13 protein-coding genes are annotated in these 13,887 nt (G+C 64.1%); 10 read left to right on the plus strand and 3 right to left on the minus strand.

The window, feature by feature from the left end; all coding sequences use genetic code 11:
• Positions 1-105 precede the first annotated feature (105 nt).
• Together carB and greA are read left to right on the plus strand one after the other, a co-directional pair.
• Positions 106-3,570, plus strand: coding sequence for a carbamoyl-phosphate synthase large subunit (carB, locus tag BRA1417_RS0138165; RefSeq protein WP_027520305.1), 3,465 nt, complete (start codon positions 106-108; stop codon positions 3,568-3,570).
• Between the two features lie 212 nt (positions 3,571-3,782).
• Complete coding sequence (greA, locus tag BRA1417_RS0138170; protein WP_007596674.1) at positions 3,783-4,256, plus strand: transcription elongation factor GreA; 474 nt, start codon at positions 3,783-3,785, stop codon at positions 4,254-4,256.
• Positions 4,257-4,345: 89 nt separating this feature from the next.
• Here the strand turns inward: greA and BRA1417_RS0138175 are convergent, their stop codons facing one another.
• The gene (locus BRA1417_RS0138175) at positions 4,346-4,825 is read right to left on the minus strand and encodes an Lrp/AsnC family transcriptional regulator (protein WP_007596676.1); all 480 of its coding nucleotides are present in this window, start codon (positions 4,823-4,825) and stop codon (positions 4,346-4,348) included.
• A 265-nt stretch (positions 4,826-5,090) separates the two neighbouring features.
• Here BRA1417_RS0138175 and trxB point away from each other — a divergent pair, with 265 nt between their 5' ends.
• The 5 genes from trxB to BRA1417_RS0138200 all read left to right on the plus strand — a co-directional run bounded on the left by trxB (position 5,091) and on the right by BRA1417_RS0138200 (position 8,960).
• On the plus strand, positions 5,091-6,056 hold the full coding sequence (gene trxB / locus BRA1417_RS0138180; protein WP_027520306.1) for a thioredoxin-disulfide reductase: 966 nt from the start codon (positions 5,091-5,093) through the stop codon (positions 6,054-6,056).
• A gap of 5 nt (positions 6,057-6,061) precedes the next feature.
• Positions 6,062-6,985 (plus strand): LysR family transcriptional regulator, encoded by a 924-nt coding sequence (locus tag BRA1417_RS0138185; RefSeq protein WP_007614700.1) that lies wholly within the window; start codon positions 6,062-6,064, stop codon positions 6,983-6,985.
• Between the two features lie 463 nt (positions 6,986-7,448).
• A complete protein-coding gene (locus tag BRA1417_RS0138190; RefSeq protein WP_027520307.1) occupies positions 7,449-8,357 on the plus strand; it encodes a 4-hydroxy-tetrahydrodipicolinate synthase in 909 nt (302 codons plus the stop codon).
• Positions 8,358-8,415: 58 nt separating this feature from the next.
• Positions 8,416-8,682, plus strand: a complete 267-nt coding sequence (locus BRA1417_RS44580) for a hypothetical protein (protein ID WP_156949111.1) — start codon at positions 8,416-8,418, stop codon at positions 8,680-8,682.
• Between the two features lie 98 nt (positions 8,683-8,780).
• Entirely contained in the window at positions 8,781-8,960 is a 180-nt protein-coding gene (locus BRA1417_RS0138200) for a hypothetical protein (protein ID WP_007596684.1), read from the plus strand.
• A 78-nt stretch (positions 8,961-9,038) separates the two neighbouring features.
• Here BRA1417_RS0138200 and BRA1417_RS0138205 read toward each other — a convergent pair whose 3' ends face one another.
• Together BRA1417_RS0138205 and BRA1417_RS0138210 are read right to left on the minus strand one after the other, a co-directional pair.
• A complete protein-coding gene (locus BRA1417_RS0138205; protein WP_007596685.1) occupies positions 9,039-9,716 on the minus strand; it encodes a ParA family protein in 678 nt (225 codons plus the stop codon).
• Between the two features lie 445 nt (positions 9,717-10,161).
• Entirely contained in the window at positions 10,162-10,524 is a 363-nt protein-coding gene (locus BRA1417_RS0138210) for a hypothetical protein (RefSeq protein WP_027520308.1), read from the minus strand.
• A gap of 322 nt (positions 10,525-10,846) precedes the next feature.
• Between BRA1417_RS0138210 and BRA1417_RS0138215 the strand changes: the two genes are divergently transcribed.
• The 3 genes from BRA1417_RS0138215 to BRA1417_RS0138225 are packed head-to-tail and all read left to right on the plus strand — an operon-like array spanning position 10,847 to position 13,884.
• Positions 10,847-12,013, plus strand: coding sequence for a CaiB/BaiF CoA-transferase family protein (locus BRA1417_RS0138215; protein WP_027520309.1), 1,167 nt, complete (start codon positions 10,847-10,849; stop codon positions 12,011-12,013).
• The gene (locus BRA1417_RS0138220; protein WP_245286330.1) at positions 12,010-12,939 is read left to right on the plus strand and encodes a CoA ester lyase; all 930 of its coding nucleotides are present in this window, start codon (positions 12,010-12,012) and stop codon (positions 12,937-12,939) included. The genes BRA1417_RS0138215 and BRA1417_RS0138220 overlap by 4 nt, the downstream gene beginning before the upstream one ends.
• A gap of 6 nt (positions 12,940-12,945) precedes the next feature.
• Positions 12,946-13,884, plus strand: a complete 939-nt coding sequence (locus BRA1417_RS0138225) for an AEC family transporter (RefSeq protein ID WP_027520311.1) — start codon at positions 12,946-12,948, stop codon at positions 13,882-13,884.
• Positions 13,885-13,887 lie beyond the last annotated feature (3 nt).

Consider the following 13,887-nt stretch of genomic DNA (forward strand, 5'->3'; position numbering starts at 1 on the left):
TAAGACCCACCCGCGCGCGAGGGGGGACCACCGCGCTCTCGGCCAAAGGGACGCGCAGCAGGCGCGCCCTTTTTTTGTGCCCAAATTCCACTTCGGCGAGAGTTGATGCCCAAACGTACAGACATCACCACCATCCTGATCATCGGCGCCGGTCCCATCGTGATCGGCCAGGCCTGCGAGTTCGACTATTCGGGCACCCAGGCGGTGAAAACGCTGAAGGAAGAGGGCTATCGCATCGTCCTCGTCAATTCCAATCCGGCCACCATCATGACCGACCCGGAATTGGCCGATGCGACCTATATCGAGCCGATCACGCCCGAGATCGTCGCAAAGATCATCGAGAAGGAACGTCACGTCATCGCCGGCGGCTTCGCGCTGCTGCCGACCATGGGCGGACAGACCGCGCTGAACTGCGCGCTGTCGCTGCGCCAGCAGGGCACGCTCGACAAGTTCGACGTCGAGATGATCGGCGCCACCGCGGACGCGATCGACAAGGCCGAGGACCGCCAGCTGTTCCGCGAGGCCATGACCAAGATCGGGCTCGAGACGCCGAAGTCGCGGCTCGCCAACGCCTCCGCCCTGAAGAAGTCCTTCCGCGACAAGTACCAGGCCGATCGCGCAAAGGCATCGGGCGCAGAGCTCGCAGAGCTGGAGCGGCAGTGGACGCTCGGCGAGAGCGACCGCCGCAAGCGCTACCAGGAATATGCGCTCGGCCAGGCGCTGATGGCGCTCTCCGAGATCGGCCTGCCCGCGATCATCCGGCCGTCCTTCACCATGGGCGGCACCGGCGGCGGCATTGCCTACAACAAGGAAGAGTTCCTCGATATCATCGAGCGCGGCCTGGATGCGTCTCCCACCAACGAAGTGCTGATCGAAGAATCCGTGCTCGGCTGGAAAGAGTACGAGATGGAGGTGGTGCGCGACAAGAAGGACAATTGCATCATCGTCTGCTCGATCGAGAACCTCGATCCGATGGGCGTGCACACCGGCGATTCCATCACGGTGGCGCCGGCCCTGACGCTGACCGACAAGGAATACCAGATCATGCGCGACGCCTCGCTGGCGGTGCTGCGCGAGATCGGCGTCGAGACCGGCGGCTCCAACGTGCAGTTCGGCGTCAACCCCGAGGACGGCCGCATGGTCGTCATCGAGATGAATCCACGCGTGTCGCGTTCCTCCGCCCTGGCTTCGAAAGCCACCGGCTTTCCGATAGCAAAGGTCGCCGCCAAGCTTGCGGTCGGCTACACGCTCGACGAAATCGCCAACGACATCACCGGCGGCGCCACGCCGGCCTCGTTCGAGCCGACCATCGACTATGTCGTCACCAAGGTGCCGCGTTTCGCTTTCGAGAAATTCCCCGGCGCCTCCACCACGCTGACCACGTCGATGAAGTCGGTCGGCGAAGTCATGGCGATCGGCCGCACCTTCCAGGAAAGCCTTCAGAAGGCCTTGCGCGGGCTCGAGACCGGACTCACCGGCCTCGACGAGATCGAGATCGAAGGTCTCGGCCGCGACGACGACAAGAATGCGATCCGCGCGGCGCTCGGCACGCCGACACCGAACCGGCTGCTCCAGGTCGCGCAGGCGATGCGGCTCGGCTGGTCGGACGAGGAGATCTTCAATTCCTGCAAGATCGATCCGTGGTTCCTCAGCGAGATGCGCGGCATCGTCGACATGGAAGCGAAGGTCCGCAAGAACGGTCTGCCGGGCAACGCCTTTGGCATGCGCACGCTCAAGGCCATGGGCTTCTCCGATGCCCGGCTCGCGGTGATCGCGGAGACGACGGAGGCGGAGGTCACGGCGAAGCGCCACGCACTCGGCGTTCGCCCGGTCTACAAGCGCATCGACACCTGCGCGGCCGAGTTCGCTTCGCCCACCGCCTACATGTACTCGACCTATGAGGCGCCGTTCGCGGGCATGCCTGCGGACGAGAGCTCGCCGTCCGACAAGAAGAAGGTCATCATTCTCGGCGGCGGCCCGAACCGCATCGGCCAGGGAATCGAATTCGACTATTGCTGCTGTCACGCCTGCTTCGCGCTGCACGACGCCGGCTACGAATCCATCATGGTCAACTGCAACCCGGAGACGGTGTCGACCGACTACGACACTGCCGACCGGCTCTATTTCGAGCCGCTCACCGCCGAGGACGTGCTGGAGATCATCGCAAAGGAACGCACGAACGGCACGCTGCATGGCGTGATCGTGCAGTTCGGCGGCCAGACACCGCTCAAGCTCGCACGTGCGCTGGAAGCCGCCGAAGTGCCGATCCTCGGCACCTCGCCCGACGCCATCGACCTTGCGGAAGACCGCGACCGCTTCAAGCGGGTGCTCGACAAGCTGCGGCTGAAGCAGCCCAAGAACGGCATCGCCTATTCGGTCGAGCAAGCGCGGCTGGTCGCGACCGATCTCGGCCTGCCGCTGGTGGTGCGCCCGTCCTACGTGCTCGGCGGCCGCGCGATGCAAATCATCCGCGAGGAGAACCAGCTCAGCGATTACCTGCTCGGCACCTTGCCGGAGCTGGTGCCGGGCGACGTCAAGGCCCGCTACCCGAACGACAAGACCGGCCAGATCAACACCGTGCTCGGCAAGAACCCGCTGCTGTTCGACCGCTATCTCTCCGATGCGACCGAGATCGACGTCGACTGCCTCTGCGACGGCAAGGACACCTTCATCGTCGGCATCATGGAGCACATCGAGGAAGCCGGCATTCATTCCGGCGACAGCGCCTGCTCGCTGCCGCCGCACTCGCTGGACGACAAGATGATAGAGGAGCTGGAGCGGCAGACCCGCGAGCTGGCGCTCGGCCTCGACGTCGTCGGCCTCATGAACGTGCAATACGCCATCAAGGATGGCGAGATCTACGTGCTCGAAGTCAATCCGCGCGCCTCGCGAACGGTACCCTTTGTCGCCAAGGTGGTCGGCACGCCGGTCGCGAAGATCGCGGCGCGTATCATGGCCGGCGAGAAGCTTGCCGATTTCAAGCTGAAGAAGGCGAACTTCGACCATGTCGGCGTAAAGGAATCGGTGTTTCCGTTCGCCCGCTTCCCCGGTGTCGATACCGTGCTCGGCCCCGAGATGCGCTCGACCGGCGAGGTCATGGGCATCGACCGCTCCTTCGCGGTGGCGTTCGCCAAGAGCCAGCTCGGCGGCGGCACGCGGGTGCCGCGCAAGGGCACGGTGTTCGTCTCGGTTCGCGAGAGCGACAAGACGCGCATCACCGAGGCCGTTCGCGAGCTGCATTCGCTCGGCTTCAAGGTGCTGGCGACGTCGGGCACGGCCCGCTTCCTGACCGACCAGGGCATCCCGACCGAGAAGGTGAACAAGGTGCTGGAGGGCCGGCCGCACATCGTCGACGCCATCACCAATGGCGAGGTCCAACTCGTCTTCAACACCACCGAAGGCCCGCAGGCGCTCGCCGACAGCCGTTCGTTGCGGCGCGCGGCCCTCTTGCATAAAGTGCCGTATTACACCACTCTTTCCGGGGCCGTGGCGGCCGCGCAGGGCATCCGCGCCTATCTGGGCGGGGACCTTGAGGTTAGGACCCTGCAGAGCTACTTTTCGGAAACCTGATCGCGAGCGGGAGGCCCAACCTTCCGCTAAGTGATTGGCGATGAAGCCACTATGGCCGGAGGAACTGTCCGGCCATATGGTTGTTCTGTTCCGGCGCCAAGCCCATATGAACGTTCGGCGGCACGCGCGTTGAGCCCCCGGACAGACTGACGAATCAAGTTGCGTGCGCGTTGACATGTCAGGGCGCGCGCGACCGAAGGACGAGAGAAGAGATGGAAAAGGTACCGATGACTGCGGGCGGCTTTGCCGCGCTCGGGGAAGAACTGAAGAAGCGCCAGTCGGAGGACCGTCCGCGGATCATCGAGCATATCGCCGAGGCGCGCTCGCACGGCGACCTGTCGGAGAACGCGGAATACCACGCCGCGAAGGAAGAGCAGTCCCACAATGAAGGCCGCATCGCCGAGCTCGAGGACAAGCTCGCGCGCGCCGACATCATCGACATCTCGAAGCTGTCCGGCGACACCATCAAGTTCGGCGCGACCGTGACTCTGGTCGACGAGGACACCGAAAAGAAGACGGTGTGGCAGATCGTCGGCGAGGTCGAGGCCGACGCCAAGAAGGGCCGCATCTCCATCACCTCGCCGCTCGCGCGCGCGCTGATCGGCAAGAAGAAGGGTTCAACCGTCGAGGTCAACGCACCCGGCGGCGCCAAGGCTTATGAGATCACCAAGGTGGAGTGGCGGTAACGATTTGCCGTTGCATGTGATTTGAAAAAGGCCGCGCACTGCGCGGCCTTTTCTGTATCCGCGTGTTGCTCGCAATGACGGAGGGGACGCTACCTTCGTCCCCTCACGTCCAGCGGCACGGCCGCCTCGTATTTCGAATTGTGCAGCACCAGCGAGGTCCGCACGTTGCGGACGTGCGGGGCGGCGGTCAAATGGGTGACGAAATCCTGGAAGGTGGCCATGTCGGGTGCGACGCATTTCAGGATGAAATCGACTTCGCCCGACAACATCCAGCACTCGCGCACCAGCGGCTCGGCGCGGACGAACTCCTCGAACGCGCGCAAATCCGCCTCGGCCTGGCTGGAGAGGTGCACTGCGGCAAACACCGTGACGTCGAAGCCGAGCTTGCGCGCGTCCAAGAGCCCGCGATAGCCATGGATATACCCCTCCTCCTCCAGCGCCCGGACTCGGCGCAGGCAGGGCGGTGGCGAAATGCCGACGCGCTTGGCCAGCTCGACATTCGTGATTCGACCGTCGGCCTGAATCTCGGTGAGAATTTTCAGGTCGATCTCGTCTAGGTTCCGCGACACGTGATTGGAACTCCTGGCCTTTGCGGCGGTATTGGTGGGTCTGTCGCAATCCTCATAGCGCAGACCACGCACTCGGCGCAATTTTATTGCGCGTGCAGCGCAATCGACTTTTGTTCCCTGTTGGAAAAATCCGCCGACAGGGAATGCAATTCTTGCATAGCTCACCAGAAGGCTTAGATTACCTCTGATATTTCAGCGCCTCCGCGAGGCCTCCCGGCACGTTCCGCGCCCGCGCTGCAGTCCCCCGTGAAAGGCATCTGTCGAAATGTCCGCCGCTGTCCATGCAAAGGTCGTCATCATCGGCTCCGGCCCCGCCGGCTACACGGCGGCGATCTACGCCGCGCGCGCGATGCTCGAGCCGATCCTGATCCAGGGCCTCCAGGCGGGCGGCCAGCTCACCATCACCACCGACGTCGAGAACTATCCGGGTTTCGCCGACGTGATCCAGGGCCCCTGGCTGATGGAGCAGATGGAGAAGCAGGCGCTGCATGTGGGCACCCAGATCAAGACCGATCTGGTGACCAAGCTCGACACCTCGCAGCGACCCTTTCGTCTCACCTGCGATAGCGGTGACGTCTATCTCGCCGACACCGTGATTCTCGCGACCGGCGCCCAGGCGCGCTGGCTCGGGTTGCCGTCCGAAGCAAAATTCCAGGGTGGCGGCGTGTCGGCCTGTGCCACCTGTGACGGCTTCTTCTACCGCAACAAGCAAGTCGTGGTGGTCGGCGGCGGCAATACAGCGGTCGAGGAAGCCCTGTACCTCACCAACCACGCCTCGCAGGTCACCATCGTGCATCGTCGCGATCACTTCCGCGCCGAACGCATCCTGCAGGAGCGTCTGTTCAAGCACCCGAAGATCAAGGTGATATGGGACTCAGCCGTCGACGAAATCTGCGGCACCGAGAACCCGAACAAGGTCACCCATGTGCGACTGAAGAACGTCAAGACCGGCGCCTTGACCGATGTGCCGACCGACGGCGTCTTCGTCGCCATCGGGCATGCCCCGGCGACCGAACTCGTGGCCGGCCAGATCAAGCTGAAGCCGTCGGGCTATGTCGAGGTCGCCCCGAACTCGACCGCGACCTCGGTCCCCGGACTGTTCGCCGCCGGCGACGTCGCCGACGAGACCTATCGTCAAGCGGTCACGGCGGCCGGCCTCGGCTGCATGGCAGCGCTCGAGGCGGAACGATTTTTGGCCCTGCGCGCCAGCGAGCGCGCGGCAGCGGAATAGACATCATGGCAAGAACACGCGACGGATTTACGGATATGGACTGGGACAAGCTGAAGGTGTTTCACGCCGCGGCGGAAGCGGGCAGCTTCACGCACGCAGGTGAGCAGCTCGGCCTGTCGCAATCGGCGGTGTCACGCCAGGTCTCGGCACTGGAGCAGGAGCTCTCGGTCTCGCTGTTCCACCGCCACGCCCGCGGCCTGATCCTCACCGAACAGGGCGACCTCCTGTTCCGCACCGCCCATGACGTGTTCATGCAGCTGCAGGCGGCGCGCGCGAAACTGACCGACAGCCGCGAGCGGCCGAGCGGCGATCTCAAGATCACCACTACCCCAGGCGTCGGCATCAATTGGCTGATCCCCAGGCTTGGCGAATTCACCGCGCTCTATCCGGAAATCCGGATCTCGCTGATCGTCACCGACGAGGAGCTTGATCTCTCGATGCGCGAGGCCGATGTCGCGATCCGCACCCGCAAGCCGACGCAACCGGATCTCATCCAGCGCAAGCTGTTCGCGATGGGCTTCCACGCTTATTGCTCGCCCGATTACATCAAGCGCTTCGGCACGCCGCGCACGCTGGAGGAGCTCGACTCCCACCGCATCATCACGCTCTCCGACGGCAACTTCGCGCCGCATCTTCAGAACCGCAACTGGCTGGTCGAAGCGGGGCGCAACGGCTCGGGTCCGCGCGAAGCCTATTTCAGGGTCAACAACATTCTCGGCCTCGTTCGCGCCTGTCAGCAGGGCCTCGGCATCGCCGCGCTGCCGGACTATCTGATCGAAGAACAGAGCCGCCTCGTGCAGCTGTTCGGCGAATCGGATTCGATCCAGCTCGATACGTATTTTGTTTATCCGGAAGAGCTGAAGACGGTCGCGCGCGTGCAAGTGTTCCGCGACTTCGTGGTGAGCAAGGCGCAGCGCTGGCCGTCCTGATTTCCGCATGTCTGACATGCGGCTTGGACGCTTGATGCATGGCGCGAGGCTAGCCCATAATGTTTTCACGCTGAGCCTTCGCGTTGCGCATTTGTCCCCCTCCTCCAGTGGCGCGGGAGTTCAGTAATCCCTCTTGGAAGGTGATTGTGTCGGCCTCACGTGGCCAATACCTTAAGCCGGGCTCGTTCGAGCCCGGCTTTTTTTTGGCGGATCCGGCCTTCGCCCTCCACGTGTATTGACAGTTCCATGCTTACCCCGCATCATTTGCAAATGATCACGAAGTCGTGCGCAATCTGGTCGCAGGCAATCGCCTCGAAAAAAGGCCCCCATATGGGGACCTCGGATTCTTGCGCGCGCTAACAGCCTTCGTCATCGCGAGCCGAAACTTCGAAAACCCCGCCGCCTGGACGGGGTTTTTTCATGTGCCCTCGTCTCAGGACTTTTCCCGAGAAGGAGATGGAACATGACCGGACTACAGGAACAATTGCACGGGCTCTGGCTGCCGCTGATAACGCCGTTTCGCGACGGCGCCCTCGACGAGAGGTCGCTGCGCCGGCTGACACGGCATTACAGCGGACAGGCTGTCGACGGCTTCATCCTGGGGGCGACCTCCGGTGAAGGCATGACGCTGCGCGACGCCGAGCTCGAACGCCTCGTCGCCATCGTGCGCGACGAGCTGGCCACCGGCCACAGCAAGATTCCGATCTGCCTTGGACTTTCAGGTGCGGACACTTCGCGGCTGAAGCAGCGTCTCGACGAGACCGCGGACTGGCCGATCGACGGTTATCTGATCGCGAGCCCGTATTATGTGCGGCCGTCGCAGCGCGGGTTGCTGGCGCATTTCGAAGCGCTCGCCGATCACGCCGCCTGGCCGCTCGCGCTCTACAACATCCCCTATCGCACCTCGGTCAACATCACCAACCAGACGCTGCTGCGGCTTGCCGGGCATCCGAACATCATCGGCCTGAAGGATTGCGGCGCGAGCCGCGAGCAATCCATCGCGCTGCTGCGCGACCGGCCGAAGGACTTTCGCGTGCTGACCGGCGAGGATGCGAATTATTTCGAGGCGCTCAGCGACGGCGCCGACGGCGGCATCGTGCTGTCGGCCCATCTCGAGACCGCGACGTTTGCGGCTGTTCATGCCGAGCTGAAGCGCGGCAACCATGATGCGGGGCTGGCGCGCTGGCAGGAGGTCGCGGACCTGACGCGCCTGTTGTTCGCCGAGCCCAGTCCCGCGCCGGCAAAATACTGGCTGTGGCGCACCGGCCTGATCGACAGCCCCGAAGTGCGCCTGCCGATGGTGGAGGTCGGCAGCGAACTCGCCGTCCAGCTCGACCGCGAGATCGAGCGGCGGATGCAAGTCGCGGCGTAGCTGATAGCCCCTCACCCCACCCTCTCCCCGTAAGAACGGGGAGAGGGAGTGATAGAGCGTGCCCGTGGTTAACCGCGCCCCAACGGCCTTCGCTGCTGCCGCATGGCGCATCCACGGCTCGTTTACGCAATCGCGCCTATCGTCTTCATTCAAAGTCTTTTCAAATGGGGGAATGATCATGGGGCAGCGCGTCCGTCCGACGGCGGCAGACATGTTCGCGTCCGCTGATTTCTTGCGGGGAATTGTGGTGGTGTCGTCGTTCGGCTTCTGGGCGGTGACGCTCGGCCTGATGCCGGTGCTGGTGTTTCGACTCTGGCTGGCGTGATGCCAGCGCACATCGCGATGGTTAATCCGTGGTAGCAGCTGTGTTCAAAAGCGCGCGAAACTGCGACCCGGAATCTTAAAATATCTCACGTAGCCTTCATGCCCATAAGCGAAGAAATCGCGGGGGCGTTTGTGAATAGTCATAACGAGATGGCGTCGCATTACGACGCTGGACAGCAGGGCTTCACCACCGAGGACATTCTATGGGCCGCCGGCATCTGGTCGGTGATCCTCACTCTGTCGCCGGTGATCGTGTTCTACATGCTGATGGTGGCCTAGCAGCAAAGTCACGTTCCCAAAAACGCAAAACGCGCGGAGGTCCGCGCGTTTTTCGTCCGGGGAATGATTTATGAAAAATTACGCCGCCTGCTTGTGCATTGCGCCGGACGCCGACGCCGTGCCGCGAATAGCCTTTACCGAACGTTCGATCGCCGCCCACAGCCTGGCGATTTCCTGAGCCGCACGACTCTCGGCCTGATATTCCCGCGCGCCCTCGCCGTGGCTCAACGCCATCAGCAGATCCGAACGGTTGGTGATCTGGCCGCCCCACACCGGAGCACGGAACTTCGCCAGCGCCTCGCGGGCGATGGTGACGATCGGGCTTTCGGACTCGTCGCGGCGCGCCGGCGCACCGTTGAGCACGACCGCGTAGGGCTTGCGCGCCGCACGGCACATCTGGATGGTTTCCTGCACCGCGTTGACGTCGAACACGCCGGGACGGGCGGGAATCACCACCATGGTGGCATTGCGGATAGCGTCGTCGACGACGGCCGACAGGTTCGGCGGCGTGTCGATCAGCACCCATTCATAACCGTCGCGCTTGGCCGCGGAGACGATGCCGCTGACCGAGTTCACCGCGGACTTGATCGGCGGCTCGTTGGTGCCACGCAGCTTGTGCCACAGCGTGAGCGAGCCTTGCGGATCCGCATCGACGAGCAGGATCGGCTTGGTCGCCTTGATCTGCGCGGCGAGATGCGCGGCCAGCGTACTCTTGCCTGAGCCACCTTTACGCGATGCAAAAACAATAACGTTCATACCTCTGCCTCCAGATTGACCCCAGGCGGCGAAAATGAATCACCGCGGTGATTCGGGAAAGAAAAATTTATCATAAGTTATGCTGGCGCCATGAAATAACAAAGCGCGTTGGCTTTTGAGTCACACTGCTGCGTGCGACGACGGCTTCACGCCGGCAATCGTGCATTTATTGAGCAGTCCGGCGGGAAAAATGGGATGCAACCTCGCCGCGCAATCCGTTTCGCGACTCGTTTCCATCCCCACATGATCGCAATCGTCGCAAGCGTCCGCACACGGAGGCGAACAAAAGGAGTCCGGTGGCTGGTGTGGGGCTGATGCCTCGGTCAGTTTGACTCAAGGGGCGAGCAAACGAGGGCCGGACACGCAAATGCCCGGGACTTCAAACGCACTGCGCGCTGTGGCCCGGGCATGGTCGAGTTTCAGAAAGGGAACGCGGTGCCCGCGCTCAGCCTTCGCTGGCTTTCTTCTTCTTGGCCGGCTTGGTGCTCTTCTTCGCCGTCCGGGCCGAGCTCTTGGGCGCGATGCTGGTCGGCTTGCCGGCGCGGGGCGCCGCCGCCATGCCCGGCTCCGGTCCCGGCCGGAAGAAGGCCCGGCACTGCGGCGAGAGCTGCGACTTCTTCTGAATCATGCAGGCGGTGATGGCGTCGACGTTCGGAACGAACTCGCCGCACAGCCGCATCGCATCGGGGGTGCAGGCCTGCTGCTCCTCCTGGGAGTAGGCAAAGCCTTCACCCGGGTGGATCAGGACGGCCAGGGCGATCCCCGTGATTGCAGCAGCGAAAGATTTCTTGAAACGGAACGCCGGCATCGATCCCCCCAAATGTCGAGTCGGAGCGGATAGTGGGTGAACGGGGGTTCGTTGGCAACGAGGCGAGATGCGAAAGCCGGGACGTGTGCGGTCTCGGCAACAGGGTGCCCCCAAAACAAAAAACGCGAAAACAACCCCATGCACAGTAGCCAAGTCCATGTACCCATTGAACTTTGCGGATCGCGATTTGCGGATTTTACGAAATCGCATTTGACTCGTCGGGCAAAACAGGAGCATCATGCCATCATCACAGAACGTGCGTGGGGTGGTCGGCTTGTCTCCTGCGCTGGACAAAAGCGTGAGCGGGAGCGGAGACGATTGCATGGAGCGAAATGAGGCGGAGCTGCCGCTGTCCGGCGTGACAGTGGTCTCGCTCGAGCAGGCGATCGCGGCTCCTCTTGCCAGCCGGCATCTTGCGGACTGGGGCGCGCGCGTCATCAAGATCGAGCGGCCGGGCGATGGTGATTTCTGCCGCGACTACGATCACGTGATGAACGGGATGTCGAGCCAGTTCGTCTGGACCAACCGGTCGAAGGAGAGCCTCGCCATCGACATCAAGAGTCCTGATGGCCAGGAGGTGCTCGAGGCCCTGCTGCCCCAGGCCGACGTCTTCATCCAGAACCTGGCGCCCGGCGCGGCGGAGCGGCTGGGCCTCGATGCCGCATCGCTGCTGCGAAAATTTCCCCGGATCATCGCCTGCGACGTGTCGGGCTATGGCGCGGGCGGACCCTACAGCGACAAGAAGGCCTACGACCTCCTGGTGCAGTGCGAGGCCGGCGTCCTCGCCATCAACGGCACCGAGGCGGAGCCCGCCAAGGTCGGGCTTTCGGTGGTCGATATCGCCACCGGCATGTACATCCTCAACGGCGTGCTGATGGCGCTGTATCGCCGCGAGCGCACCGGCAAGGGCACCGCCTTCCAGGCCTCGCTGTTCGATTCCATCACGGACTGGATGAGCTATCCCGCCTTCTACACGCAGAGTACCGGCCGGCCGCTGCCGCGAACCGGGGCCAGGCATGCAACGATAGCGCCGTATGGCCCTTTCCGCGTCGGCGACGGCAACACGATCTTCTTCGGCATCCAGAACGACCGGGAATGGCGCTCGCTGTGCGCGATCGTGCTTGGCGATGCGCCTTTTGCCGACCACCCCCGCTTCCGCACCAATCCGCTGCGCATGCAGAACAGGGACGATCTGCAGGTCCATATCGAGCAGCGTTTTGCAGCGATGAGCAGTGACGAGGTGCTGCGGCTGCTCGACGAGGCCTCGATCGCCAACGCGCATCTGAATTCGGTCGAGGCGTTTCTGGAGCACGAGCAGCTCCGCTCCCGCGACCGCGTGCAAACGGTAAGCACTCCGTGCGGTCCGGTGATGAGCTTCCTGCCGGCTCTCACCATTCCCGGCCTGTCGCCCAGGATGGATCCCGTCCCCAGCGTCGGGCAGCACAACCCATCCATCCTCAGCGAGCTCGGTCTCGCAAAGGAGACATGACGATGGCGCCCCAGCGGCCGACGCGGGTCTATCTGGCCGTTCCCGCGCATCGCTCCCGTCTCGTCGCCAAGGCTGCTGCCTCGGCCGCAGACGCGGTGTTCATGGACCTCGAGGACGCGGTGCCGCCGTCCGAGAAGAGCGTGGCACTGGAAGAAGCCGCGCGGGCGCTGTCCTCGCTGGATTGGGGCAACAAGGTCGTCGCGGTCAGGCTCAACGCCGTCGACAGCCCCTTCATCGCGCAGGAAATCCGCAAGCTCGCCGCGCTGCCCCGGCTGGATTCGGTGATCGTGCCGAAGGCGGAGCGCGCAAGCGATATCGCCGCCATTGCCGATCAGCTGCGCGCGGCCGCGCCGGATCGCCCCTCGCCTGTTGCGCTCGAGCTGCTGATCGAGACCGCGCTGGGTCTCGTCAATGTCGACGCGCTCGCCGCCGCGCACGACAGCGTCGCCGCCCTTCATCTCGGTGTCGGCGATTTCGCCGCGTCGATCGGCGCCCGCTCCTCGGAAATCGGCGCGTCGCCGGACGGCTACAGGCACGTGGGCTCCGCCCAGAGCGGCTATGCCTCCGCCCCGCTCGACCTGTTCGCCTATCCGATGATGCGCCTGCTGGTGGCCGCGCGCGCGTTCGGCCTGCGCGCCATTGACGGTCCGTGCGGCGCGTTCCGCGATGCCAGACTGACCGAAAGCAGCGCGCTCAAGGCGGCTGCGATGGGTTTTGACGGCAAGCAGGTGATTCATCCCGACCAGATCGAGCCGACGCTGCGGGCGTTCGTCCCGTCCGACACTGAACTGGCGCACGCGCGGCGGGTGGTCGAGGCCATGGAGCAGGCCGAGGCGCAGGGCCAGGGCGCGGTGACGCTCGACGGCAAGATGATCGACTATGCCAATGTCCGCATGGCGCGCAGGATCATCGAGATGGGATCGTAGCGGCGCATGTCTACAGTGCTGATCGTCGCGCCGGTGTTTGCGCTGATCGCGGCCGGCTATGCCGCGGTGCTGTTTCGCTTCGTCTCCGAGACCGCGCACAAGGGCATCTCCGAATTCGCCTTCAGCATCGCGATTCCCGCGCTGCTGTTCCGCACCATCGTCGTCTCGGAATTTTCCGGCGTCAGCCCGTGGCGGATGTGGGGCGCCTATTACGGCGCGCTCGCGCTGACCTGGGTTGCGGCGCTGACGCTCTCGGCGCTGCTGCGGCAACAGCGCGAGGACCGCGAGGACGGCGTCGTGTTCGCGATCGGCTCGGTCTACGGCAACATCGTGATGCTCGGCATTCCCCTGACGCTCTCGGCGCTGGGCAACGAGGCCGCAGGCCCGATGGCGCTGATCCTGTCGGTGAACACGCCGCTGCTCTGGCTCTGCGGCACGCTGCAGATGGAGCTGGTCGACCGCAAGCAGACGGCCTCGGCCGCGTCGCTGATCGTGCCGGTGCTGCTGGATCTTTCCCGCAACCCGATCATGCTGGCGATCGGCTTCGGCCTCGTCTGGCGCCTCACCGGCCTCGCCCTGCATCCCGTCGTCGACCGGACCGTCGAGCTGTTGGCGCAGGCGGGATCGCCGGCGGCGCTGATCGCGCTCGGCATCAATCTCTTTCGCTTCGAGGTCAAGGGCGAGAAGCTCGGCATCCTCGCCATGAGCGCGCTCAAGCTGCTGGCAATGCCGGCGGCCGCTTTCGTGCTGGCAAAGCTGCTCGACCTGCCGCCGCTCGCGGCCGGCGTGGTCGTGCTGTTCGCGGCGATGCCGACCGGCGCCAATGCGTATATCTTCGCGGTTCAGTACCAGCGGCTGGTGAACCCGGTGTCGGGCGCGGTGGCGCTGGGCACGCTGCTGGCGGCGGTGACGTTGCCGGTGGTGGTGTGGATGGTGGCGAGGTGAGGT

The sequence above is a fragment of the Bradyrhizobium sp. WSM1417 genome (assembly GCF_000515415.1).
In the GTDB taxonomy this organism is placed as follows: Bacteria; Pseudomonadota; Alphaproteobacteria; order Rhizobiales; family Xanthobacteraceae; genus Bradyrhizobium.

Coding starts and splice junctions, on each gene's coding strand:
- trxB (WP_027520306.1), top strand. CDS start 5,091: ATGTCCGCCGCTGTCCATGCAAAGGTCGTCATCATCGGCTCCGGCCCC.
- BRA1417_RS0138215 (WP_027520309.1), top strand. CDS start 10,847: ATGGAGCGAAATGAGGCGGAGCTGCCGCTGTCCGGCGTGACAGTGGTC.
- BRA1417_RS0138225 (WP_027520311.1), top strand. CDS start 12,946: ATGTCTACAGTGCTGATCGTCGCGCCGGTGTTTGCGCTGATCGCGGCC.
- greA (WP_007596674.1), top strand. CDS start 3,783: ATGGAAAAGGTACCGATGACTGCGGGCGGCTTTGCCGCGCTCGGGGAA.
- BRA1417_RS0138190 (WP_027520307.1), top strand. CDS start 7,449: ATGACCGGACTACAGGAACAATTGCACGGGCTCTGGCTGCCGCTGATA.
- BRA1417_RS0138210 (WP_027520308.1), bottom strand. CDS start 10,524: ATGCCGGCGTTCCGTTTCAAGAAATCTTTCGCTGCTGCAATCACGGGG.
- BRA1417_RS0138220 (WP_245286330.1), top strand. CDS start 12,010: ATGACGATGGCGCCCCAGCGGCCGACGCGGGTCTATCTGGCCGTTCCC.
- BRA1417_RS0138185 (WP_007614700.1), top strand. CDS start 6,062: ATGGCAAGAACACGCGACGGATTTACGGATATGGACTGGGACAAGCTG.
- BRA1417_RS0138205 (WP_007596685.1), bottom strand. CDS start 9,716: ATGAACGTTATTGTTTTTGCATCGCGTAAAGGTGGCTCAGGCAAGAGT.
- carB (WP_027520305.1), top strand. CDS start 106: ATGCCCAAACGTACAGACATCACCACCATCCTGATCATCGGCGCCGGT.
- BRA1417_RS0138200 (WP_007596684.1), top strand. CDS start 8,781: ATGCCCATAAGCGAAGAAATCGCGGGGGCGTTTGTGAATAGTCATAAC.